At 70.2% G+C, this 22,176-nt stretch carries 23 protein-coding genes; 10 read left to right on the top strand and 13 right to left on the bottom strand.

The window, feature by feature from the left end; translation table 11 throughout:
• Positions 1-55: 55 nt before the first annotated feature.
• The 3 genes from pafA to rfbA form a co-directional block, all read right to left on the bottom strand.
• On the bottom strand, positions 56-1,414 hold the full coding sequence (gene pafA / locus AB0C19_RS18365; protein WP_328654375.1) for a Pup--protein ligase: 1,359 nt from the start codon (positions 1,412-1,414) through the stop codon (positions 56-58).
• A 68-nt stretch (positions 1,415-1,482) separates the two neighbouring features.
• Entirely contained in the window at positions 1,483-2,106 is a 624-nt protein-coding gene (rfbC, locus tag AB0C19_RS18370) for a dTDP-4-dehydrorhamnose 3,5-epimerase (protein WP_091408691.1), read from the bottom strand.
• On the bottom strand, positions 2,103-2,993 hold the full coding sequence (gene rfbA, locus AB0C19_RS18375) for a glucose-1-phosphate thymidylyltransferase RfbA (protein ID WP_357186552.1): 891 nt from the start codon (positions 2,991-2,993) through the stop codon (positions 2,103-2,105). Before rfbA ends, rfbC begins: the two co-directional genes overlap by 4 nt.
• A gap of 85 nt (positions 2,994-3,078) precedes the next feature.
• Between rfbA and rfbB the strand changes: the two genes are divergently transcribed.
• Genes rfbB through AB0C19_RS18405 form a run of 6 tightly spaced genes read left to right on the top strand, consistent with a single transcriptional unit; the run spans position 3,079 to position 8,358 of the window.
• On the top strand, positions 3,079-4,080 hold the full coding sequence (gene rfbB, locus AB0C19_RS18380; protein ID WP_357186555.1) for a dTDP-glucose 4,6-dehydratase: 1,002 nt from the start codon (positions 3,079-3,081) through the stop codon (positions 4,078-4,080).
• Positions 4,077-4,964, top strand: a complete 888-nt coding sequence (gene rfbD / locus AB0C19_RS18385; RefSeq protein ID WP_357186558.1) for a dTDP-4-dehydrorhamnose reductase — start codon at positions 4,077-4,079, stop codon at positions 4,962-4,964. Before rfbB ends, rfbD begins: the two co-directional genes overlap by 4 nt.
• Complete coding sequence (locus AB0C19_RS18390; protein WP_139584287.1) at positions 4,961-5,332, top strand: DUF2304 domain-containing protein; 372 nt, start codon at positions 4,961-4,963, stop codon at positions 5,330-5,332. The genes rfbD and AB0C19_RS18390 overlap by 4 nt, the downstream gene beginning before the upstream one ends.
• Complete coding sequence (locus AB0C19_RS18395; protein ID WP_328654380.1) at positions 5,325-6,026, top strand: glycosyltransferase family 2 protein; 702 nt, start codon at positions 5,325-5,327, stop codon at positions 6,024-6,026. The genes AB0C19_RS18390 and AB0C19_RS18395 overlap by 8 nt, the downstream gene beginning before the upstream one ends.
• Positions 6,023-7,333 (top strand): polysaccharide biosynthesis protein, encoded by a 1,311-nt coding sequence (locus AB0C19_RS18400; protein WP_357186562.1) that lies wholly within the window; start codon positions 6,023-6,025, stop codon positions 7,331-7,333. The genes AB0C19_RS18395 and AB0C19_RS18400 overlap by 4 nt, the downstream gene beginning before the upstream one ends.
• A complete protein-coding gene (locus AB0C19_RS18405) occupies positions 7,330-8,358 on the top strand; it encodes a glycosyltransferase family 2 protein (protein WP_357186565.1) in 1,029 nt (342 codons plus the stop codon). The genes AB0C19_RS18400 and AB0C19_RS18405 overlap by 4 nt, the downstream gene beginning before the upstream one ends.
• A 49-nt stretch (positions 8,359-8,407) precedes the next feature.
• On the opposite strand, the gene prcA is transcribed toward AB0C19_RS18405, so the two are convergent.
• The 6 genes from prcA to AB0C19_RS18435 form a co-directional block, all read right to left on the bottom strand.
• Positions 8,408-9,244 carry a proteasome subunit alpha gene (gene prcA, locus AB0C19_RS18410; RefSeq protein ID WP_357186568.1) on the bottom strand — a complete coding sequence of 279 codons (837 nt, stop codon included), beginning with the start codon at positions 9,242-9,244 and terminating at the stop codon, positions 8,408-8,410.
• Positions 9,245-9,302: 58 nt separating this feature from the next.
• Positions 9,303-10,142, bottom strand: a complete 840-nt coding sequence (gene prcB / locus AB0C19_RS18415) for a proteasome subunit beta (RefSeq protein ID WP_210781714.1) — start codon at positions 10,140-10,142, stop codon at positions 9,303-9,305.
• Positions 10,061-10,732 carry an endonuclease VII domain-containing protein gene (locus AB0C19_RS18420; protein WP_357186572.1) on the bottom strand — a complete coding sequence of 224 codons (672 nt, stop codon included), beginning with the start codon at positions 10,730-10,732 and terminating at the stop codon, positions 10,061-10,063. Before AB0C19_RS18420 ends, prcB begins: the two co-directional genes overlap by 82 nt.
• Positions 10,733-10,738: 6 nt before the next feature.
• A complete protein-coding gene (locus tag AB0C19_RS18425; RefSeq protein WP_088948111.1) occupies positions 10,739-10,954 on the bottom strand; it encodes a ubiquitin-like protein Pup in 216 nt (71 codons plus the stop codon).
• Between the two features lie 340 nt (positions 10,955-11,294).
• Positions 11,295-12,812: a depupylase/deamidase Dop gene (dop, locus tag AB0C19_RS18430; protein WP_357186575.1), complete on the bottom strand. Its 1,518-nt coding sequence runs from the start codon at positions 12,810-12,812 to the stop codon at positions 11,295-11,297.
• Between the two features lie 37 nt (positions 12,813-12,849).
• Positions 12,850-14,418 (bottom strand): DUF2142 domain-containing protein, encoded by a 1,569-nt coding sequence (locus AB0C19_RS18435; RefSeq protein WP_357186578.1) that lies wholly within the window; start codon positions 14,416-14,418, stop codon positions 12,850-12,852.
• Positions 14,419-14,628: 210 nt separating this feature from the next.
• On the opposite strand from AB0C19_RS18435, the gene AB0C19_RS18440 reads away from it, so the two are divergent.
• Positions 14,629-14,982, top strand: a complete 354-nt coding sequence (locus tag AB0C19_RS18440) for a GtrA family protein (RefSeq protein ID WP_266305161.1) — start codon at positions 14,629-14,631, stop codon at positions 14,980-14,982.
• A 63-nt stretch (positions 14,983-15,045) separates the two neighbouring features.
• Here the strand turns inward: AB0C19_RS18440 and arc are convergent, their stop codons facing one another.
• Positions 15,046-16,830, bottom strand: a complete 1,785-nt coding sequence (arc, locus tag AB0C19_RS18445) for a proteasome ATPase (protein ID WP_030332887.1) — start codon at positions 16,828-16,830, stop codon at positions 15,046-15,048.
• Positions 16,831-17,008: 178 nt separating this feature from the next.
• Here arc and AB0C19_RS18450 point away from each other — a divergent pair, with 178 nt between their 5' ends.
• Positions 17,009-17,302, top strand: a complete 294-nt coding sequence (locus AB0C19_RS18450) for a ferredoxin (protein WP_238685979.1) — start codon at positions 17,009-17,011, stop codon at positions 17,300-17,302.
• A 47-nt stretch (positions 17,303-17,349) separates the two neighbouring features.
• Here AB0C19_RS18450 and AB0C19_RS18455 read toward each other — a convergent pair whose 3' ends face one another.
• Genes AB0C19_RS18455 through AB0C19_RS18465 form a run of 3 tightly spaced genes read right to left on the bottom strand, consistent with a single transcriptional unit; the run spans position 17,350 to position 20,121 of the window.
• Positions 17,350-17,922 carry a hypothetical protein gene (locus AB0C19_RS18455; RefSeq protein ID WP_091408625.1) on the bottom strand — a complete coding sequence of 191 codons (573 nt, stop codon included), beginning with the start codon at positions 17,920-17,922 and terminating at the stop codon, positions 17,350-17,352.
• A 46-nt stretch (positions 17,923-17,968) separates the two neighbouring features.
• Positions 17,969-18,922, bottom strand: coding sequence for a tRNA (adenine-N1)-methyltransferase (locus AB0C19_RS18460; protein WP_274524482.1), 954 nt, complete (start codon positions 18,920-18,922; stop codon positions 17,969-17,971).
• 44 nt (positions 18,923-18,966) lie between these two features.
• Entirely contained in the window at positions 18,967-20,121 is a 1,155-nt protein-coding gene (locus tag AB0C19_RS18465; protein WP_357186583.1) for a site-2 protease family protein, read from the bottom strand.
• 93 nt (positions 20,122-20,214) lie between these two features.
• Here AB0C19_RS18465 and AB0C19_RS18470 point away from each other — a divergent pair, with 93 nt between their 5' ends.
• Together AB0C19_RS18470 and AB0C19_RS18475 are read left to right on the top strand one after the other, a co-directional pair.
• Positions 20,215-21,129, top strand: coding sequence for a PD-(D/E)XK nuclease family protein (locus AB0C19_RS18470; protein WP_357186586.1), 915 nt, complete (start codon positions 20,215-20,217; stop codon positions 21,127-21,129).
• Between the two features lie 212 nt (positions 21,130-21,341).
• The gene (locus AB0C19_RS18475; protein ID WP_357186590.1) at positions 21,342-22,028 is read left to right on the top strand and encodes a response regulator transcription factor; all 687 of its coding nucleotides are present in this window, start codon (positions 21,342-21,344) and stop codon (positions 22,026-22,028) included.
• The last annotated feature ends 148 nt before the right edge of the window (positions 22,029-22,176 follow it).

Consider the following 22,176-nt stretch of genomic DNA (forward strand, 5'->3'; position numbering starts at 1 on the left):
TGCGCCGGGCTGAGCGGCCCCGTCGGCGCAGCGCACCGACGGGGCCGGCAACCGGTCACATGCTGGCGATCAGCCGCTCCACCCGCTCGTCGTACGCCCGGAACGGGTCCTTGCAGAGCACTGTGCGCTGCGCCTGGTCGTTGAGCTTCAGGTGCACCCAGTCGACTGTGAAGTCCCGGCGCTTCTCCTGGGCGTGCCGAATGAACTCGCCCCGCAGCCGGGCCCGGGTGGTCTGCGGCGGGGTTTCCTTGGCCTCGAAGATCTCCGGGTCGGTGGCCACCCGGTCGACCTCGCCGCGGCGCTCCAGGAGCCCGTAGAGGCCCCGGCCACGGCGCACGTCGTGGTAGGCCAGATCCATCTGCGCCACCCGGGGGTGCGACAGCGGCAGGTCGTGCTTGCGCTGGTAGCGCTCGATCAGCCGCAGCTTGCTGACCCAGTCGATCTCCCGCGAGACCGGCTCCAGGTCGCCGCTCTCCACAGCGTTGAGCACCCTGCCCCACAGCTCGACGACCCGCTTGGCGGCCTGGTCGCCGCCGCGGCGCTCGACGAACTCGGTGGCCTTGGCGAGGTATTCCTGCTGGATGTCCAGGGCGCTGACCTCCTTGCCGTTGGCCAACCGCACCTTGCGCCGGCCGGTGATGTCGTGCGACACCTCCCGGATGGCCCGGATCGGGTTCTCCAGGGACAGGTCGCGCATCACCACCCCGGCCTCGATCATCCGCAGCACGATGTCGGCGGTGCCGACCTTGAGCAGCGTGGTGACCTCGTTCATGTTGGAGTCGCCGACGATCACGTGCAGCCGCCGGTAGCGCTCGGCGTCAGCGTGCGGCTCGTCGCGGGTGTTGATGATCGGGCGGCTGCGGGTGGTCGCCGAGGAGACGCCCTCCCAGATGTGCTCGGCCCGCTGCGAGAGGCAGTAGACCGCGCCGCGTGGGGTTTGCAGGACCTTGCCGGCCCCGCAGATCAACTGCCGGGTGACCAGGAACGGGATGAGCACGTCGGCGAGCCGGCCGAACTCGCCGTGCCGGGAGACCAGGTAGTTCTCGTGGCAGCCGTATGAGTTGCCGGCCGAATCGGTGTTGTTCTTGAACAGGTAGATCTCACCCGCGATGCCCTCGTCGTGCAGTCGCTTCTCCGCGTCGACGAGCAGGCCCTCCAGGATCCGCTCGCCGGCCCGGTCGTGGGCGACGAGATCGGTCACCGAGTCGCACTCCGGTGTCGCGTACTCCGGATGCGACCCGACGTCCAGGTAGAGCCGGGCCCCATTGCGCAGGAAGACATTGCTCGACCGACCCCAGGACACCACGCGACGGAACAGATACCGCGCGACCTCGTCCGGGGACAGCCGCCGCTGCCCGCGATAGGTGCAGGTGACGCCGTACTCGGTCTCGAGGCCGAAGATTCGCCGCTCCATGGTGTGACATTAGCCGCCCGGAGGCCCGGTTCGTCACTGTCAGACCACAGGTCGTGCCCCGAGCGCGGTCACATACCGGTTGAGTGCGACATTCCGTCCGGACCGAGGCTCGCCACGAACCGCCGGCAGCTGTCGTACTCCGGAAGCAGGCCCCGCTCGCGGGCCTGCGCCAGAGTCGGCGCCGCGTCGTCGCGCGCTGACAGCAACGGAACGTCGGCGGGCCACTCGATGCCCAACTCCTCGTCCAGCGGGTGCACCGCGTGCTCGCCGGTCGGGTTGTAGGTGGCCGAGCAGAGATAGCTCAACGTGGCGTCGTCGGTCAACGCGCAGAACCCGTGCCCCAGCCCCTCGCTGAGGTAGACCGCCCGACGGTCGGTGTCGTCCAGCCGGACGCCCTCCCAACGACCGAAGGTCGGCGAGCCCACCCGCAGGTCCACGATCACGTCGAGGACAGCGCCCCGCACACACGTGACGTACTTGGCCTGCCCGGGCGGGACGTCGGCGAAGTGGACGCCGCGCACCACGCCACGCGCGGAGACCGACAGGTTGGCCTGGGCCAGCCGCAGCGGATGCCCCACCACCTCGGCGAGCTTGTCGAAGCGGTACCACTCCATGAACATGCCGCGCGGGTCACCGTGCTGCTGGGGGATGATCTCCCAGGCGCCCTCGATGCTCAGCTCCCGGATCTTCACCAGGAACCCCCGTCGTTGCCGGCCTGATCGCTGAGCAGACCGAGCAGGTAGTTGCCGTAACCGCTCTTGGTCAGCGGCTCGGCGAGCGCGCGCAGCTGCGCGTCGTCGATCAGGCCGGCCCGCCAGGCGACCTCCTCGACGCAACCGATCTTGAGACCCTGCCGCTCCTCGACCACCCGGACGAACTCGGCGGCCTGCATCATCGAGGTGAACGTGCCGGTGTCCAACCAGGCGGTGCCCCGATCCAGCACCGTGACCGCCAGTTCCCCGGTCTCCCGGTACACCTCGTTGACCGCCGTGATCTCCAGCTCGCCGCGGGCGCTCGGGGTGAGCTTGCGGGCGATGTCCACCACCCGGTTGTCGTAGAAGTAGAGGCCGGGCACCGCGTAGCGGGACTTCGGGCGGGCCGGCTTCTCCTCGATCGAGAGCACCCGACCATCGGCGTCGAAGTCGACAACGCCGTACTCCTGCGGGTTGGCCACCTGATAGGCGAAGACCCGCCCACCGACCGGGTCACCGTGGTCGGCGAGCTGCCGGCCCAGACCCACGCCGTGGAAGATGTTGTCGCCGAGGACCAACGCAACCGACTCGGTGCCGATGAAGTCCGCGCCGAGGATGAACGCCTGCGCGATGCCCTCCGGGCGCTCCTGGCTGACGTACTCCAGCCGCAGCCCGAACTGGCTGCCGTCGCCGAGCAGCCGGCGGAACTGGTCCTGGTCGTCCGGAGTCGTGATCACCAGGATCTCCCGGACCCCGGACATCACCAGGGTGGAGAGCGGGTAATAGATCATCGGCTTGTCGAAGACCGGCATCAGCTGCTTCGAGACCGCCCGGGTGATCGGCCAGAGCCGGGACCCGGTGCCGCCGGCAAGTAGGATTCCGCGCATCGGGGAAGCCTAGCCGCACCCGAACCCGTTGTGCGGGGGTCGCATACCAGGGGCCGCGCCGCCCGTCGCGTATACTTCCGGACCCGTGAGGATCCTCGTCACCGGCGGAGCCGGATTCATCGGGTCGGAGTACGTTCGCCTACTGCTGGGCAAGCCCCTCGGCAGTGCGGACGGCGTGCCGCCGCTCGAGCCAGCCGTCGTGACAGTGCTGGACAAGCTGACCTACTCGGGCAACCTGGCCAACCTCGATCCCGTCCGCGACGACCCGCGACTGCGGTTCGTGCAGGGCGACATCTGCGACCCGGTCGTGGTCGACGAGGTGGTGGCCGAGCACGACGTGATCGTGCACTTCGCCGCCGAGTCACACGTCGACCGTTCGATCGCGGGCGCCGCGCCGTTCGTCACCACCAACGTGCTGGGCACCCAGACGCTGCTCGACGCGGCACTGCGGCACGGCACCAGCCGGTTCGTGCACGTCTCCACCGACGAGGTCTACGGCTCGATCGACGAGGGCTCCTGGACCGAGGCCTGGCCGCTCGCCCCCAACTCGCCGTACTCGGCATCCAAGGCCGGCTCCGACCTGCTCGCGCTGTCGTACCACCGCACCCACGGCATGGACGTGGTCGTCACCCGCTGCTCCAACAACTACGGCCCGTACCAGTTCCCCGAGAAGGTCATCCCGCTGTTCGTCAGCAACCTGCTCGACGGTGGCACCGTCCCCCTCTACGGCGACGGCGGCAACATCCGTGACTGGCTGCACGTGCACGACCACTGCCGGGGCATCGCCCTCGTCCAGCAGAAGGGCCGCGCCGGTGAGGTCTACAACATCGGCGGCGGCACCGAGTTGACCAACAAGGAACTCACCGGCCTGCTCCTGGACGCCTGCGACGCCGGGTGGGACCGGGTCGTCCCGGTCACCGACCGCAAGGGCCACGACCGCCGGTACTCCCTCGACATCACCAAGATCAGCGAAGAGCTCGGCTACCACCCCAGCATCACCCTCGACCAGGGCCTCGCCGACACCGTCCGCTGGTACCGGGACAACCGCAACTGGTGGGAACCCCTCAAGTCCGCGCCGACCGCATGACCCGTCTCCTCGTCACCGGCGCGGGCGGGATGCTCGGCCGGGACCTGGTCACCGTGCTGGGTGCACGGCCCGACCTCAAGGTGACCGCCGCCACCCGCGCCGACCTGGACGTCACCGACCGCGCGGCGGTCCACGCCGCCGTCGCCGGGCACGACCTGGTGATCAACGCGGCCGCGTGGACCAACGTCGACGCCGCCGAGGCCGACGAGGCCGCGGCGACCGCCGTCAACGGCCACGCCGTGGCAAACCTGGCCGCGGCGTGCGCCACCGACGGAACCCGGCTCATCCAGGTCTCCACCGACTACGTCCTCGCCGGCAACGCGGACACCCCGTACCCGGAGGACGCGCCCACCGCCCCGGTCAACGCCTACGGCCGCGGCAAGTTGGTCGGCGAACAGGCCGTCGCGCGGCTGCTGCCCGACACCGGGTACGTCGTGCGCACCGCCTGGCTCTACGGCGCGCACGGCCCGAACTTCGTGGCCACCATGCTCCGACTCGCCACCCAGCGCGACCACCTCGACGTGGTCGACGACCAACACGGCCAACCCACCTGGTCGTACGCGCTCGCCGAGCGGCTCGTCGCGCTCGCCGACGCGGCGCTCGCCGGTCACGCGACGCCCGGCGTCTACCACGGCACCTGCGCCGGTCAGACGACCTGGTACGGGTTGGCGCGCGCCGCGTTCACGCTGGCCGGACTGGACCCGGACCGGATCCGACCCACCACCAGCGACCGGTATCCGCGTCCCGCCCCACGGCCTGCGTACAGTGTGCTAGGGCACAGCCGCTGGGCAGCCGTGGGTCTACCCCCGCTTCCAGACTGGCACAGCGCCCTGGTTGACGCGTTCCACTCCCCCGCTCCACCCGCCCCGTGGAAGGTCGCATGAAGCTCACCCTCGTCACCGGCCTGACCGGCCTGCTGCTCCTCGGCACCATCGTCGAGCTGTTGCGCCGCCGTCAGCTGCGCGAGAAGTACGGCATGCTCTGGCTCGCCGTACTGATCATCGTGATTCCGCTGTCCCTTTTCCCCCGGCTGCTCGACAACGTCGCCGAACTCCTCGGCGTCGCCTCCGGTGTCAGCCTGGTGCTCTTCCTCGGCATCGTCTTCCTGCTGCTGGTGTGCGTACACCTCAGCTGGGAGGTCAGCGCCCTGGAAGAAGAGACCCGCACCCTGGCCGAAGACTTCGCCCTGCTCCGCGCTCAGATCGACGCGGACCGGGCAGCCCGAGACGAACTGGTGTCGACCGATGGTTAACGGCAAGCGCACATTGATCATCATCCCGGCTCTCAACGAGTCGGGCTCGATCGCCGACGTCGTCGGCGAGGTCCGTGGCGAACTGCCCGGCGTCGACGTGCTCGTCGTCGACGACGGCTCCACCGATCGCACCGCCGCCGTCGCCGCCGCCGCCGGAGCCCTGGTCGCCAAACTGCCGTACAACCTCGGCGTCGGTGGGGCCATGCGCCTCGGCTACCGCTACGCCCGTGACCACGACTACGACGTCGCCATCCAGATCGACGCCGACGGCCAGCACGACCCCCGGTACGTGCCGAAGCTCGTCGACCTGCTCGAGGACAACGACCTCGTCATCGGCGCCCGCTTCGCCGGTGAGGGCGACTACAACGTCCGCGGCCCCCGCCGCTGGGCGATGGTGATGCTCTCCGCCGTGCTGTCCCGGGTCGCCCGCACCAAGCTCACCGACACCACCTCCGGCTTCCGGGCCGCCAACCGGCGGGTCATCGAGATGTTCGCCGGCTGGTACCCGGCCGAGTACCTCGGCGACACGGTGGAGACCTTGGTGCACACCGCCCGCCGCGGCTACCGCATCCGCCAGGTGCCGGTCGCCATGCGCAAGCGGATGGCGGGCACACCCAGCCACTCCCCCGCCAAGGCGATGGTCTACCTCGGCCGCGCGTTCGCCGTTCTCACGCTGGCGCTCATCCGCCGGTGATCCGACGGCTACTGAGCCTGGTCCCGCCCGGCACCGTCGCTGTCGGTGCCGGGCTGGCCCTTCTCGGGCTCGCCTCCTACGTTCACCTCGCCGTCGCCGGCCACAGCCTCAGCCAGGCCGACTACTCGTCCCTGTCGGTGCTCTGGTCGATCGTGTTCACCCTCGGCATCGGCGTGTTCATGCCGATCGAGCAGGAGGTCGCCCGGGTCGTCGCCGCCCGACACAGCCAGGGGCTGCCCCCCGGGCCGGTACTGGCCCGCGGCGTCACCGTCGCCGCCGTGATGCTCGCGGTGCTGGTGTTGGCCGTCACCGTCGGCCGTCAGCCGCTCGCCGACAAACTCTTCGCCGGTGACGGCAACCTGGTCACCGTGCTGATCGGCGCGCTCGCCGCGATGGCCGTCGCCTACGCCACCCGCGGCGTCCTCTCCGGCCTGCAACTGTTCCCCTGGTACGGCGCTCAACTCGGGATCGACGGTGGCCTGCGGATCATCATGGTCGCCCTGCTCGGGCTGGCCGGAGTGACGTCGCCCGTCTGGTACGGGCTCGTGCTCGTCGCCGCCCCTCTGGTCAGCGTCCTGCTCACCCTGCCGCCGGTGCTGCGCGCCATCGGCGGAGGCCCGCCGGTGGCCTGGGCCACCCTGCTACGCGGCCTCGGTCTGCTCACCGCCTCCAGCCTGCTCTCCCAGGTCGTGGTGAACATCGGCGTGATCAACGTGCAGCTACTCGCACCCTCCGACGCGGCAGCCGCCGGCGCACTACTCTCCGCCCTCGTGCTGGTCCGCATCCCCCTGTTCGTCTTCGGCTCCCTCCAGGCGTCACTGCTGCCCGGCCTGGCCACCACCGCCACCACCGGCGACCAGGCCGGCTTCCACAGCCTGCTGCGCCGGGCTCTCGGCATCGTCACCGCGCTCGGCCTCACCGGTGCCCTCGGCGCCGTGCTGCTCGGGCCATGGCTGGTCGGCACCCTCTTCGACGCACCCGGCGTTCTCGGCCACGGCGACTTCGCCTGGTTGGCGGCCGCCACGCTCGCCTACCTGTGGGCGATGGTGCTCGGCCAAGCCCTGCTCGCCCTCGACCGGCACCGCGCCCAGGCCCTCGCCTGGACCGCCGGCGTCGCCGCCCTGATCGCCGTGACACTGATCCCGGCTCCGGTCACCCTGCGAGTCGAGCTGGCGTACACCATCGGCTCCGTCATCGTGGCCGCCACAATGGCGATGCTGCTGCGAGGCGGCGTCCGCCGACCCACCACCCCCACCCGGCCGCTCGCCGAGGCCGTCGCCCCTGCCGCATCCGGAGGCATCCGATGACCCGACCCCGGGTGAGCGCCGTCATGCTCGCCTACGGCCCGGAGCCCTACCTCGTCGACGCCGCCCGGGCGGTGCTGGCCAGCACCGACGTCGAGATCGACCTCATCGTCGTCGACAACGGCTGCACCGGGGACGGCATCGACATCGTCAAGGGCCTCCCCGGGGTGCGGGTGATCCGACCGGAGGAGAACACCGGCTACTCCGGCGGCTGCCGGGTCGGTGCGGCTGAGGCCACCGGTGACTGGCTCGCGTTCGTCAACTCCGATGCCGTCGTCGCGCCCGACGCCCTGGCCAAGACCACCGCGGTAGCCGCCGAAGCGGGCGTGGGCGCGGCCATGGCGTCCATCCGGTTGGCCGACACCCCCGAGCTGATCAACACCAGCGGTAACCCGCTGCACTTCACCGGCCTCTCCTGGGCCGGCGGCAACGGCGAACCGGCCAGCAACCACGCCGAGCGGCGGGCCGTAGCCTCCCTCAGCGGGTGCTGCTTCGTGATCAGCCGGCAGCTCTGGCGCGAGCTCGACGGCTTCGCCGCCGAATACTTCGCCTACCACGAGGACACCGAACTCAGCCTGCGACTGTGGCAGCGCGGACTACGACTGGAGTACGTGCCGGACGCCGTCGTGCGTCACCACTACGAGTTCTCCCGCAACGCCCTGAAGCTCTACCTGGTCGAGCGGAACCGACTGGTCACCCTGCTCACCGCCTACGAGGCGCGGACACTCGTCGTGCTCGCCCCGGCGCTGCTACTCACCGAGGCCGCCATGCTCACCGCCGCGTTCGCTGGCGGCTGGTCCCGGCAGAAGCTGCAGGGTTGGGGCTGGCTGTGGCGCAACCGCGACTGGGTTCGCGGCCGTCGACGGCAGCTACAGGCCGAACGCCGGGTGCCGGACGGGGTCATCGCGGAACTGATGACCGGTCGGGTCACGCCCTCCGGTGTGCCGACCGCACCCGGCCTGGGCGCGTTCAACGCCGTAGCCGGCGGTTACTGGGCCCTGGCCCGGCCGCTGCTGCGCCGAGGCTGACCGTTGGTGCCGGGCCCGAACACGGGCCCGGCACCAACGGGGCAAGACCCTAGCGCTCGCCGCCCTCTGCGGGCCGGTCCTCCAGATCCGCGGAACCGGCCGAACTCGTCGGCTTGTGCCCCTCCGTGGTCGGCACGACCGGCTCGGCGGGACCGCCCGCCGCATCCGCCTGGCCCTCAGCCGCCGAATCCCCGTCCAACAGAGCCGTCAGCGCGGCACCGGTGATCCGCCGGAACGTCCGCCCGATCCGCTGACGGTCCAGGACCGCCACCTCGAGCTGGTTCGCGGCGATCGTCCGGGCGGCACCGCCCTCACCACCGACGGTGCTCAACGCCTGCACCGCCACCCTGACCGCCTCGCCCAGGGACATGTCCGCCCGATGCTGCGACTTCAACACGCCGGTGATCGCCTCGGCCTGACCACCCATGGCCATCCGCCCCGGCTCGTCGTTCACCGAACCGTCATAGGTCAGCCGGTACAGCTCGTCCGCCTCCGGGGTGGCACCGACCTCCGCCACGCAGATCTCCACCTCGAACGGCTTCGACTGCTCGGTGAAGATGGCACCCAGGGTCTGCGCGAACGCGTTGGCCAGGGCCCGACCAGTGACGTCACGCCGGTCGTAGCTGAGCCCGTTCAGGTCGGCCATCCGGACACCGGCGCGGCGCAGGTTCTCGAACTCGTTGTACCGGCCGACCGCTGCGAACCCGATCCGGTCGTAGATCTCGCTGACCTTGTGCAGGGCGCTGGAAAGGTTCTCCGCGACGAAGAGGACCCCGCCGGAGTAGCTGAGGACCACCGCGCTGCGACCCCGAGCGATGCCCTTGCGGGCCAACTCGGAGCGGTCGCGCATGATCTGTTCGGGAGAGGCGTAGAACTGCATGGCCACGTCGGCGGTTCTCCTTACGGCGCTGTGCTGACGACTGCTGACTGGTGAGGTGCGGGTCTCAACCGCCCGGGTTCTCCATCCGGCCGGCAACCACACCCTCGGCGATCGCCGCCGTCTCGGTGTCGGTCAACCGGCGGGTGCCCTCGGCGGTCGCGGTCATCACCACGGGGTAGATCCGGCGGGTCAGATCCGGCCCACCGGTCGCGGTGTCGTCGTCGGCGGCGTCGTAGAGCGCCTCGACCGCTAGCCGCGTCGCGTCGTCCACGGACAACCCGGCCCGGAACCGCTTCTTCAACGCGGACTTCGCGAACAGCGACCCGGATCCGATCGCGTCGTAGCCGGTCTCCTCGTACGGGCCACCGGTCACGTCGAAGCTGAAGATCCGACCGGCGCGCGCCGGATCGGCGGCGGCCAGGTCGAAGCCGGCGAAGAGCGGCACCACTGCCAACCCCTGCATGGCCGCACCCAGATTGCCCCGGATCATCGAGGCCAACCGGTTGGCCTTACCGTCCAACGAGAGCATCGCGCCCTCGATCTTCTCGTAGTGCTCCAGCTCCACCTGGAACAGTCGCATCAGCTCGATGCCGATACCGGCGGTGCCCGCGATGCCGACCAGCGAGTACGCGTCGGCGGGGTGCACCTTCTCGATGTCGCGCTGGGCGATCAGGTTGCCCATGGTGGCCCGTCGGTCGCCCGCCATCACCACACCCTCGGCGGCCGCGATGGCCACGATGGTGGTCGCGTGCGGCGCCAGGTCGGCGGCCATGCCCGGCGGCAGCGGTCGCCGACCGGGCAACATCTCGGGGGCCACCCGACTCAGAAACGTCGTGAAGGAGGACGTCCCCGCGTTGGTGAACACATCTGGAAGACGCCCGGATGGATCAAAGCCCGCTGCCACGTGGTTCCTCTCAGGTACGTGATCGCCCTGGCCAGCCTCATGGGACTGTCACGGAACTGGCCAAGACCACCGTTGCAGTTGAAGCAGAGTATCCCGCGCACCCATCCGGTGCGATGATCGTGGTCCAGATGTTGCGGGTCGGCGCCGCCACAGATCGCGCAGACCCCGCCCTGCTCGGCCAGGAGCTCCTGAAACTCCTTCTCACCCACGCCGTACCGCCGCCGCAGGTGGTACTCGCGAGTTCCACCGTAGAGTCGCTGCGCTGTCTCCTTGCCACGGGCATTATGGCAGGGTTTGCAGTAGCTGTGCCGGCCGCTGGCTTTGGTCGTCGTGGTAGGAAAATCGTCGAGCGACTTGATCTGCTCGCAGTCCGGACACCACTTGAGACCCTCACCTACGGGCGTTGGCGACTTCTTCTGCGGAGCGACACCCCGCTTGCGTCGGCTCGCCTCCGACCGAATGGCGGCGCATGCTTTGCAGTAGAAAGCGAGGCCGTCTGCCCGCCGCCGATCACGGTGGAATTCCGTACTGGCCAGCGCTCTCTTGCATTGCGGGCACACCTTGTCCGAGGGGCACACCGAATCGGACATATGCCCCTATTCCCCCCCTTTCTGGACGTAGCCCCTCACGAATTCCTCTGCGTTCTCTTCGAGGACGGAGTCGATCTCGTCGAGGAGGTCGTCGACGTCCTCGGTGATCTCGGCGTGCCGCTCGGCCACCTCGGGGTTGGCCTCGGTGGTGACGTCCTCGATTTCCTCGCCCTGACGGGACTTGCCGGACTGCGACTGGCCGCCGCTGTCATGAGTGGCCATGGCTGTCTCCTCCACGATCGTCTGGGATGAAATCTACCCCGTGCAGACGACAGAAAGCCCTCACGTCCGCCGTGTTCGGGTCGGGGGCGTTCGATTGCGCCGAAGCGGTCAGCTCCGATGAGCCGATGCGTCGGCCAGGCCCGGGACCGGCGCCGGCTCGGGCTGCCCCCTTTTCCAACGCCTCCGCCAGTGGTGCCCGGGCCGTAGGCGGGGCGTCCAGTCCTTGAACCGCAACACCTGCTTCTCCACCAGATGCCGGGACAGGAACGCCAGGACGACGGTGAAGGCTCGGGGACAGCCTGGCATGCCACAGAGTGATTCCCGGTGGAGGCACCGGATCTCAGCCCCCGGTCAGTGTCTCCAACAGGTCCTTGGCGCTGGCGCAGCGGTCGAACAACGCCCCGACGTGCGCACGGGTGCCCCGCTCGGGTTCCATCATCGGCACCCGGACCAACGACTCCCGGCCCACGTCGAAGATCACCGAGTCCCAGCTCGCGGCGACCACCTCGGAGGCGTACTGAGCGAGGCAGCGGCCGCGGAAGTAGGCCCGGGTGTCCTCCGGTGGCTCGGTCATCGCGCTGCGCGTCTCGTCGTCGGTGAGCAGGGTCTTCATCGCTCCCCGGCTGACCAGGCGGTGGTAGAGGCCCTTCTCCGGCCGGACGTCGGAATATTGGAGGTCGACGAGTTGGAGCTTGTGCGAGCCCCAGCCGAGCTTCTCCCGCTCCCGATAGCCCTCCAGCAGCCGCAGCTTGGCCACCCAGTCCAGTTCGTCGGCGCAGAGCATCGGATCCCGGCCGAGCCGGTCCAGGACGCTCTCCCAGCGGTCGAGCACGTCGATGGTCTGCTCGTCGGCGTCGGTGCCGTACCGGTCGTCGACAAAGGACCGGACCCGCTCCAGGTACGCCCATTGCAGGTCGAGAGCGGTGAGCCGACGGCCGTCGCGCAGTCGCATCCGGTGCGTCAGAGAGGGGTCGTGGCTGACGGCGCGCAGCTCGCTGACCGGGTCGGCGATGCCGAGGTCAGCACCAAGGGCCTTCTCCTCGATCATGGTGAGGATCAGCGCGGTGGTGCCCACCTTGAGGTAGGTGGAGATCTCGGAGAGGTTGGCGTCGCCGATGATGACGTGCAGCCGGCGGTACTTGTCGGCGTCGGCGTGCGGCTCGTCGCGGGTGTTGATGATCGGCCGTTTGAGGGTGGTCTCCAGGCCAACCTCGACCTCGAAGAAGTCAGCGCGCTGGGAGATCTGGAAGCCGCTCTGGCCGCCGTCCTGCCCGATGCCGACCCGGCCGGCGCCGCAGACGATCTGCCGGGTGACGAAGAACGGCGTCAGGTACGCCACGATGTCGGCGAACGGCGTCTGCCGGCGCATCAGGTAGTTCTCGTGGGCGCCGTAGCTGGCGCCCTTGTTGTCGGTGTTGTTCTTGTAGAGGTGGATCGGCTGGGTGCCCGGGATGGTGGCGGCCCGGCGGGACGCCTCGGCCATCACCCGCTCGCCGGCCTTGTCCCAGCGCACGATGTCCCTGGGGGTGGTGACCTCGGGGGTCGAGTATTCGGGGTGAGCGTGGTCCACGTAGAGCCGTGCGCCGTTGGTGAGTATCACGTTGGCCAGGCCGAGGTCTTCGTCCGCGAGGGCCTCGGCGGGGTCGTACGCGGCACCGGAGTAGGTGAAACCGCGGGCGTCGCGCAGCGGCGACTCTTCCTCGTAGTCCCACCGGGCCCGGCCGCCCCGGTTGAGTTCCGGACGTGCCCCATAGGCGTTGACCACCTGCGACGAGGTGACCATCGGGTTGGCTCCGGCCTGCCCGGGCACGGAGATGCCGTATTCGACCTCGGTGCCCATGATCCGTCTTACGCTCATCGACCTACCCGCTTCGCTCGCCCGACCCGGTCCACCGTCAGGTCGAGCGTAGTCCGCCCTGAGCGCCTGCACTCTGTAGGTGAGTGCCGGCGGGCCGGAACAGTTCGGTGGATTCGGTGTCGGAATGCTCAGCGGGCGGCGTCGGGTCGTCGGTCGCGGCGGTGCGGGTGGTCCAGACGAGCCACCCGAACAGCACCAGGCCGACGGTGGCGCTCAGCAGCGGGATCGCCGAGCCGACCACCGGGTGCCAGTCGCCGGCGAGGGGGTTGAGGCTGCTCAGCCCGATGTTGGCGGGCAGGCCGTTCTGCCAGCGGACCATCGTGTACGCCAGGCAGAAGAGTTGGATCGGCAGAAGGAGCAGCACGGCGAGTCGGGTGAACGAGCGGGCCCGGGCGATCTCGAAGCCGCGCTGTTCGGCGACCCACGCGGCGTAGAGCAGGACGCCGACCAACATGGGCAGCATGTAGCGGCCCTGGGTGACGAAGCCGCTCTCGTTGACCAGGGCGATCTGCATGAGGGAGGGGACGGCCACGCCGCCGCCGAGCAGCACGAGCAGGCGCCACCGGTCGAGCGTGCTGCCCCAGACGACCCCGATGAGCAGCAGCGCCCCGGCGACGAGCTGCCAGATCAGGTATGGCGGGGCGGGCATCCGGGTGTCCAGCCAGGAGGTGACCCCGACGATCTGGTCGAGGTATCCCCGCCACCGGTCGGCCTCGCGCAGGGCCGCCTGCCCGTAGGTGAGCCGATCGGCCGAGTAGTTGCCGAGGTCGGAGGTCTGTTGGCGGACGGACCAGGCGAGCACGGCGAGGGTGGACAGCACGATGCCACCTGCCCAGAGCTGCGCGGCCCGGTCCCGCAGAAGGCCGAGGAGGTTGCTGCGGCGCAGCGGGAAGGCGAACGCGACGAAGGCGGTCGCCAGCCAGAGCGGGCCGGTCTGGCGCAGCACCGCGAGGAGCAGCGCGCTGATCCCGACGAGGACGATGAGACCGCGCCGTGGACCGGGTGGACCGAGAAGCAGGGGGATGACCGCGCTGAAGAAGGCGATGCCGGCGGCGATCTCCAGGCCGTTCGGGTTGACAGCGCTGGCCATGTGCACGGCCATCGGGGTGGTGACGACGAGCAGGGCGCCCATCATGAGGCCACGGCGGGATCGGTTGCGGATCACGACGTACGCGCCGGCGAGCAGCGCGGCACAGCACAGGGCGCTGATCATGCGGGCGAGCAGGACGCCGGACCAGCCGGGCCAGAGCACTGTGGGTGCGCCGACGAGGGCGTAGTAGGCGGGGAAGTAACGACCGGCCCCGGTGCCGGTGCGGGTCGGTGTGTCATCGCTGCCGGGGGGCTGGGCGCAGGCCGCCGAGACTTCCTTCTTGAACTGCCAGCACTGCTCGCGGACGAGACCGCCGGGAACGGTCTGGAAGGCGCCGGTGCCCTTCTTCGCGTCGGCGGGCGGGGGCGCGATCTGCCCGGCGGCGACGCCGGCCGCTCGGACGATGTGCTCCCGCTCGTCCGGGGTGCCGTCGTAGGGGGCGGCCATCGACCAGGCGAAGATGATCAGGAAGAATGCGGCGAAGGCGAGGGCCCAGTGTCGTCGGCTTGTGTTCATGGTGGCCGCCGGGCTTCCGCCGGTGGCCGGCGGCGTCACTCTTCCGGGATCAGGCACGTCAACCTCGCGGCTCGCGCGGGCAGGCCCCGCTGGGTGGATGGACAGACGATAGACTCCCTCGTCGTCCTCACCGCTCCGGGTCCCCCCTTGGAGAACTCTTTGCTGTCACCTGTTGCCGATTCCGTCCGCCACCTGTCCCGACACAGCGCTGTGCGGTTCCTGGTCGTCGGGGGTCTGAGCGTTGCCGTGGACACGGGATCACTCTTCGTGTACCACGGAGTTCTCCGGATTGTCCTGCCGGTTGCGGCCGGCATGTCGTTCCTGACCTCGTTCTGGGTCAATTTCGGGCTGAACCGGGCGTGGTCGTTCGGCTCGTCCGCCCAGATGGTGCCGCAGGTGGGGCGCTACTTCGCGCTGGTCCTCGCCAACCTGACCGCCAACGTGGTGCTGGTGTCCGCGTTGACCTGGGCGGGCACGCCGTACCTGCTGGCGAAGCTGCTGGTGACGGCGTCGCTGTCGGCGGCGAACTACGTGGTGTCGAAGCGGTGGATCTTCGCCGCCTGACCGACGCCCTGGCATACCGCAGCGAGGGTGCCCACCGGATGGTGGGCACCCTCGCTGTTGCGGTCAGAGGTACTGGCCGGTGTTGCTGGCGGTCTCGATGGACCGGCCGGCCTCGGCGCCCTTGCCGCCGGAGACGAGCGTGCGGATGTAGACGATCCGCTCGCCCTTCTTGCCGGAGATGCGCGCCCAGTCGTCGGGGTTGGTGGTGTTGGGGAGGTCTTCGTTCTCGCGGAACTCGTCGACGCAGGCGTCGAGCAGGTGCTGCAGGCGCAGCCCCTTGCGCCCCGAGGTGAGGAACTCCTTGATGGCCATCTTCTTGCTCCGGTCGACGATGTTCTGGATCATCGCGCCGGAGTTGAAGTCCTTGAAGTAGAGGACTTCCTTGTCACCGTTGGCGTAGGTGACCTCGAGGAATCGGTTCTCCTCGGTTTCCGAGTACATCCGCAGCACCACGGCGTCGATCATCGCCGCGACGGTGGCCTGGGGGTCGGTGCCGTGTTCGGCCAGGTCGTCCGGGTGCAGGGGCAGCCCGGAGAGGATGTACTTGGAGAAGATGTCCTTGGCCGCCTCGGCGTCCGGTCGCTCGATCTTGATCTTCACGTCGAGGCGACCGGGGCGCAGGATCGCCGGGTCGATCATGTCTTCCCGGTTGGAGGCGCCGATGACGATGACGTTCTCCAGCCCCTCCACGCCGTCGATCTCGCTGAGCAGCTGCGGGACGATGGTGTTCTCCACGTCGGAGGAGACACCGGAGCCGCGGGTCCGGAAGATCGAGTCCATCTCGTCGAAGAACACGATCACCGGCGTGCCCTCGCCGGCCTTCTCCCGGGCGCGCTGGAAGATCAGCCGGATGTGCCGCTCGGTCTCACCGACGTACTTGTTGAGCAGCTCCGGGCCCTTGATGTTGAGGAAGAAGCTGGTGTGCTTCTCCTTGCCCTGCCGCTCGGCGATCTTCTTGGCCAGCGAGTTGGCCACCGCCTTGGCGATGAGCGTCTTGCCGCAGCCGGGTGGGCCGTAGAGCAGGATGCCCTTGGGCGGCCGGAGCTGGTGCTCACGGAACAGGTCCGCGTGCAGGAACGGCAACTCCACCGCGTCGCGGATCTGCTCGATCTGCGACTGGAGGCCACCGATGTCGCCGTAGTCGACGTCGGGCACCTCCTCCAGGACCAGCTCCTCGACCTCGCTCTTCGGGATCCGCTCGTACGCGTACGCCGAGCGGGGCTCGATCATGAGCGAGTCGCCGGCCCGGATCGCCGAGCCGATGAGCGTCTCGGCGAGGTGCACGATGCGCTCCTCGTCGGAGTGGGAGACCACCAGCGCCCGGTCGCCCGGCCCGCCGTTCGGTCCCTCCAGGATCTCCTTGAGCATCACCACTTCGCCAACCCGCTCGTAACCGAACGCGTCGACGATGTTGAGCGCGTCGTTGAGCAGGACCTCCTGGCCACGCCGCAGGTCACCCACGTCGAGCGAGGGTGAGACCGCGACCCGCAGTTTGCGGCCACCGGTGAAGACGTCCACCGTGCCGTCCTCGTGCTTGGCCAGGAAGACTCCGTAACCGCTCGGCGGTTGCGCGAGCCGGTCGATCTCCTCCTTGAGCGTCACGATCTGCGTGCGAGCTTCCTTGAGGGTGCTCACCAGCCGGTCGTTGTTCTCGGTCAGCCGCGCCAACTGTGCCTGGGTGGCCGCCAGCCGCTCTTCGAGCTGCCGGACGTGTCGGGGGCTTTCGGTCAACTTGCGCCGCACCAGGGCGAGTTCCTCTTGCAGGAACGCGACCTGCGTGGAGAGATCGTGGGCTTCCTTCTCCCACCGTGCGGCGCGCGAGTCCGCGTCGTCGCTACGTGCTGCCACGTCCCACCTCCCCGGGGGGCTTGAACGTTCTGCCCTAACACTAGCCGCTATGAGGCCGATTCGGTCCCACGCAACACCCTCGTCACCGAACCTTGATCGCCAAGGGTGGCCTGACGGGCCGTTACCGGCGTTCGGGTACCGTCGGAGCGTGGCACGGGAGAACATGGGGGGTGCACAGGTGGCCGAGGTCGCGACCGACGAATTGCAGGTCTGGGTCGACCAGGACCTCTGCACGGGCGACGGGCTCTGCGTGCAGTACGCGCCGGAGGTGTTCGAGTTCGACATCGACGGCCTGGCCTACGTCAAGGGCGTCGACGGTGAGCTGAAGATGGCACCGGGCAGCCGGGTCGACGTCCCCGCGCACCTGCGACTCGAGGTGATCGACTCCGCGAAGGAGTGCCCGGGCGACTGCATCCACGTGGTGCGTGGCGACGGCGTCGAAGTCGCCGGCCCGGACGCCGAGGAAGACTGACCCACCGGCCGGGCCGCGAAGGCCCGGCCGGTCAGAACGGGCACGCCTCAGAGCATCGGACGGCCGACCACCGAGGCGACCAACCGCGCGAACTCCTCCAACCGGGCGATCTGCCCGGCCCCGCCGTCGTCGAGGGTCTTGCCGAAGCGCAACGCGTCGTGCCGGGGTGTGCCGGCCATCTCCTCGCTCGGCGGCGCCTCGTCCAACGAGGTGAGCAGCAGGTAGACGTCGATGCTGTCGACCCGGATCTCGCCGCTCTCGGCACGGTTGAGTCGCCGCCGGCAGCCCACCTCGGTGACTGTGGAGACCGGCACCACCCGCAGCGACGAGGTCATCGAGCCCGGCGGGCCCTCCTCCGGCGGCACGTCCTCGCCGTGCCAGAGGATGAGCCGGCTGCCGTCGCAGACCACCACCTCCTGCCACACCCCGTTGACCTCGTTGACGAAGCGTTCCAAGGTGAAGCCGAGCACCGACGCGCCGCGCAGCACGCCGCCGAGCGCCTCCAGGGCGACGTCCGGGTCGCGCAGGTAGGCCCGCGCCGCCGACTCCAGGTCCTGGTAGGGCGACCAGTCGGGAAAGACCGCGGGGAGGTCTCCACCGCCGTAGCCCGGTCGGCTCATGCCAGCGTCTCCCCCTGCTCGGCGCTGCCGACACCCAGCTCGTTGGTCACGGCCTGTCCATCTCCCCCGCACCGTTGGGTTGCGCGCCTGCCGCCTGCGCGGCGGCGGCCTGTCGGGCCGCCTCCGCCTCGCGCAGGTCCTGACGGCGCTGCGCGTACGCCTCGGTGCCCTTGCTGGGCTTGCGCCGACGCGGCGGAGCGGTGACGCCCGGGGCCAGCTTGCGCGCGGACACCAGGAAGGCGGTGTGCGCGATCATCCGGTGGTCCGGACGGACGGCGAGGCCCTCGGCGTGCCAGTCGCGCACCAGGGACTCCCAGGCCCGCGGCTCGGTCCAGCCGCCGCGCTCGCGCAGCGCCTCCACCAGCTCGGAGAGCTGCGGTGTGGTGGCGACGTAGCCGATGAACACCCCACCGGGCACCAGCGCCCGCTCGACCATGTCGAGGGTCTCCCAGGGGGTCAGCATGTCCAGGATGATCCGGTCGAAGCCGGTCTCCTGGCACTGCGCGACATCGCCGACGTGCAGGTTCCACGAGGGGTGCGGCCCGTTGAAGAACGCCTCGACGTTGCGCTTGGCGATCTGGGCGAAGTCGTCGCGCAGCTCGAACGAGTGCAGCTCGCCCTCGGTGCCGACGGCCCGCAGCAGGGAGCAGCTCAGCGCGCCGGAGCCGGCGCCGGCCTCGAGGACCTTCGCGCCGGGGAAGATGTCGCCCATCGCCACGATCTGCGCCGAGTCCTTCGGGTAGATCACCTGGGCGCCGCGCGGCATGGACAGCACGTAGTCCGACAGGAGTGGTCGCAGGGCCAGGAACGCGGTGCCGCCGCCGGAGGTGGTCACCACGCTGCCGTCGGGGAGCCCGATCAGCGCGTCGTGCGCCAGGATGCCGCGGTGGGTGTGGAACTCCTTGCCGGGCTCCAGCGTCACTGTGTGCATCCGCCCCTTGGGGTCGGTCAGCTGGACCCGGTCGCCGGGCCGGAACGGCCCGCGGTGTACGGGTGTCAGCGCCGGGTTGGCGGGGTCGGCGGCGACGGTGGAGGGAGTTGCGGTCACGGTGTCATCTTCCGGTTGGGTTCGAGGAGCTGTGCCAGGTCCGCGATGTGCAGAATGCCGACGACATCTTCGCCTGACGTCACCACGTACTGTGCGCCCGGGTAGGTCTGTACGGCCTCCATCACCCGCTCGCCGTCCCACCCGGCCGACAACGTGGGAAGGGTGCCCAGCGACCGGGCGACGGCGTCCACCGCCAGCCACGGTCGGCGCTCGACCGGCACCGCGTCGGCGGCGGCCGGGTCGACAAGCGCCACCGGTCGACCGGTGGAGTCGGTGACCACCAGCGCGGCGCCGGGCTGCCCGCTCTCGGCGCGTCGGCGCTGGGCCTCGGCCAGCGGCGTACCGGTGGCCACCGGCCAGACCGGACGGGCCAGCCGGGCGAGGTCGATCAGCGGGAACCGGCGGCTGACCCGGGCGGCCCGGATCGACTGCCCGGCGCCACGCCAGAGGGTGACGGCGACCAGCAGCATCAGCGGCAGCGCCAGCGGCGCCAGCCGCCGCTCGACGGTGAGCAGCAGGACCAGGGCCGCGGTGCCGACGGCGACGACCCGGCCGGCCCAGCCGGCGACCTCGGTGCCGAGGTGCCGGTCGCGGGTCAGCCCCCACACGGCGGCGCGCAGCGCCCGGCCGCCGTCGAGCGGCAGCCCGGGCAGGCTGTTGAACAGCGCCACGATGACGTTGCTGACCGCGAGCTGGAAGGCGAGCTGGTGCGCCACGGTCCCCTCGGGCAGGGCGAGCGTGGCGGCGACCGCCAGGACGCCGAGCACAGCGGAGACCGCCGGGCCGGCCAACGAGACCAGCAGGTCGACGCGGGGCGACGGGGCGTCGCGGTCCATCTCGGTGTAACCGCCGAGCAGCTCCAGCGTGATCCCGCGCACACCGATGCCGTACCGCCGGGCGGTGAGGGCGTGGCCCAGCTCGTGCAGCAGCACCGAGCCGAGCAGCGACACGACGAAACCGAAGCCGATCAGGTAGCCGCTGAGCTGCGGCAGGTCCAGTTGTCGGCGGGCGAATTCGCCGTACAGCACAGCGATGAGCACCGCGAGCAGGACCATGGAGCCGTTGAGGTACAGCGGCACCCCGAACACCTTGCCGACGTTCAGGCCGAGGCGTCGGTCCGGTCGGCGCGGCGGCCTGGTTGTCTGCTCCATCGCCACGATGCTACGGACTGTCGTGGCTACGGACTGTCGCGGTGTGGGGCGGGCGGCGGTCGGTGTCACACCGGTGCCCTAACCTTTGCCGACATGACGGCGGAATCGGTCACCACCTCCCAGCCCTCCCCCGCGGCGCAGGCGCCGCCGACGGTGCGGGCCTCGCTGTCCCCGTCGCGGGCGGCGGATTTCAAGACCTGCCCGCTGCTCTACCGGTTCCGCAGCATCGACCGGCTGCCCGAGCGCACCACCATCGAGCAGGCCCGGGGCACGTTGGTGCACGCGGTGCTGGAGCGCCTGTTCGACCTACCGGCCACCGGCCGCACGCCGGAGGCGGCCGGCGACCTGGTGGCCCCCCAATGGGACCGGCTGGTCACCGAACAGCCCGAGCTGGCCGGGATCTTCGACGGCGCGGAGCCGGCCGGCCCGGTGGAGTTCCTCCGCTCCGCCGCCGGGCTGTTGCAGGGTTACTTCGCGGTGGAGGATCCGACCCGACTGGAGCCGGCCGAACGCGAGAGCCTGATCTCCGCTGTCGTCGACGAGGAGTTGCTGATCCGGGGTTACCTCGACCGGCTCGACGTCGCTCCGGACGGCGCGCTGCGGGTGGTCGACTACAAGACCGGGGGCGCTCCGCGGGAGGCGTTCGAGGCGCGGGCGCTGTTCCAGCTGAAGTTCTACGCCCTGGTGCTGTGGCGCACCCGGGGGGTGGTGCCCCGGGTGCTGCGGCTGCTCTACCTGCGCGACGCCGAGGTGTTGGATTACGCCCCGGACGCCGACGAGCTGGTCCGCTTCGAGCGCACAGTGGTGGCGCTGTGGCGGGCCATCGAGCAGGCCACCGCCCGGCAGGACTTCCGGCCCCGGCCGAGCCGGCTCTGCGACTGGTGCAGCCACCAGGCGCTCTGTCCCAGCTTCGGCGGCACCCCGCCGCCGTTCCCGGTCGCCGCGGCGAACGCCGACCCCCTGCGTGACTCCCGGGCCACTCCGGTGGCGCCGGGCGCCGACGAGTGACGGCTTCCTGAGCGACGCGCACGCCCGGCGCGGCGATGCGGGCCGCCGGGACCGCCTGCCGCACGCCGCCGCCGCCGAGGACCCGACCGCAGTGGTGCCGCAGCGGTCGGGACAGGGCGACCGGCCGGCCTCTACGGTGATCCGCGACGCACCGGCTCCGGTACGCGAGGATGACCGGTGCGCGCCACGACGTCGGCGGGACGGGAGACGACATGAACGATCAGGCGCCCTCGGCGCGGCCGGTGCGGATCCTGCTCGCCGACGACCAGCCGCTGCTGCGGACCGGGTTCCGGATGGTGCTGGGCGCCGAGAGCGACCTGGACGTGGTGGCGGAGGCCGGTGACGGCGTGGAGGCGGTGGAGTTGTCCCGCCGGCTGCTGCCCGACGTCGTCCTGATGGACATTCGGATGCCCCGGATGGACGGGGTGGCGGCGACCCGGGCCATCGTCGACGCCCGGCTGCCGGTACGGGTGCTGGTGCTCACCACCTTCGACCTGGACGAGTACGTGGTGGGCGCGTTGCGGGCCGGCGCCAGCGGGTTCCTGGCCAAGGACGTGCCGGCCGAGGATCTGATAGCGGCGATCCGCACTGTCGCCGGCGGGGACGCGGTGGTGTCACCTCGGATCCTGCGGCGACTGCTGGACCGCTTCGCCGAACTGCTGCCCGACCCGGCGGCGACGCCGTCGGCGGCGCTCAACGCGCTCACCGACCGGGAGCGCGAGGTGCTCGTGCAGGTCGCCCGAGGGCTGTCCAACGCCGAGATCGCGACGGTCCTTTCGGTGAGCGAAACCACCATCAAGACGCACGTCGGGCATGTGCTGACCAAGCTGCGGCTACGCGACCGGGTGCAGGCGGTGGTGCTGGCGTACGAGTCGGGGCTGGTCCGCCCCCGGGCGTAGTTCCGCCGGCCCGGGTACCTCACCCGGCGTACTCGAAGATCCCTCCGTGGGGGGACGGCTGCCGTTGCCGTCGTCACCTACCGTGACCGGAGATGGCTTGGTTCGGTTGACCCTCCTGTGGCGTCAGGTGCAAGTGTCGGTGCTGCCG

The sequence above is a fragment of the Micromonospora sp. NPDC048842 genome (genome assembly GCF_040649935.1).
Taxonomy (GTDB): Bacteria; Actinomycetota; Actinomycetes; order Mycobacteriales; family Micromonosporaceae; genus Micromonospora; species Micromonospora hortensis.

Excerpts from the sequence above, each read along its gene's own strand:
- AB0C19_RS18475 (WP_357186590.1), top strand. The coding sequence starts at position 21,342 with ATGAACGATCAGGCGCCCTCGGCGCGGCCGGTGCGGATCCTGCTCGCC.
- rfbA (WP_357186552.1), bottom strand. The coding sequence starts at position 2,993 with ATGCGCGGAATCCTACTTGCCGGCGGCACCGGGTCCCGGCTCTGGCCG.
- AB0C19_RS18420 (WP_357186572.1), bottom strand. The coding sequence starts at position 10,732 with ATGTCCGATTCGGTGTGCCCCTCGGACAAGGTGTGCCCGCAATGCAAG.
- AB0C19_RS18395 (WP_328654380.1), top strand. The coding sequence starts at position 5,325 with ATGGTTAACGGCAAGCGCACATTGATCATCATCCCGGCTCTCAACGAG.
- pafA (WP_328654375.1), bottom strand. The coding sequence starts at position 1,414 with ATGGAGCGGCGAATCTTCGGCCTCGAGACCGAGTACGGCGTCACCTGC.
- rfbD (WP_357186558.1), top strand. The coding sequence starts at position 4,077 with ATGACCCGTCTCCTCGTCACCGGCGCGGGCGGGATGCTCGGCCGGGAC.
- AB0C19_RS18390 (WP_139584287.1), top strand. The coding sequence starts at position 4,961 with ATGAAGCTCACCCTCGTCACCGGCCTGACCGGCCTGCTGCTCCTCGGC.
- AB0C19_RS18465 (WP_357186583.1), bottom strand. The coding sequence starts at position 20,121 with ATGGAGCAGACAACCAGGCCGCCGCGCCGACCGGACCGACGCCTCGGC.
- AB0C19_RS18435 (WP_357186578.1), bottom strand. The coding sequence starts at position 14,418 with ATGAACACAAGCCGACGACACTGGGCCCTCGCCTTCGCCGCATTCTTC.
- AB0C19_RS18405 (WP_357186565.1), top strand. The coding sequence starts at position 7,330 with ATGACCCGACCCCGGGTGAGCGCCGTCATGCTCGCCTACGGCCCGGAG.
- dop (WP_357186575.1), bottom strand. The coding sequence starts at position 12,812 with ATGAGCGTAAGACGGATCATGGGCACCGAGGTCGAATACGGCATCTCC.
- AB0C19_RS18470 (WP_357186586.1), top strand. The coding sequence starts at position 20,215 with ATGACGGCGGAATCGGTCACCACCTCCCAGCCCTCCCCCGCGGCGCAG.
- AB0C19_RS18455 (WP_091408625.1), bottom strand. The coding sequence starts at position 17,922 with ATGAGCCGACCGGGCTACGGCGGTGGAGACCTCCCCGCGGTCTTTCCC.
- AB0C19_RS18425 (WP_088948111.1), bottom strand. The coding sequence starts at position 10,954 with ATGGCCACTCATGACAGCGGCGGCCAGTCGCAGTCCGGCAAGTCCCGT.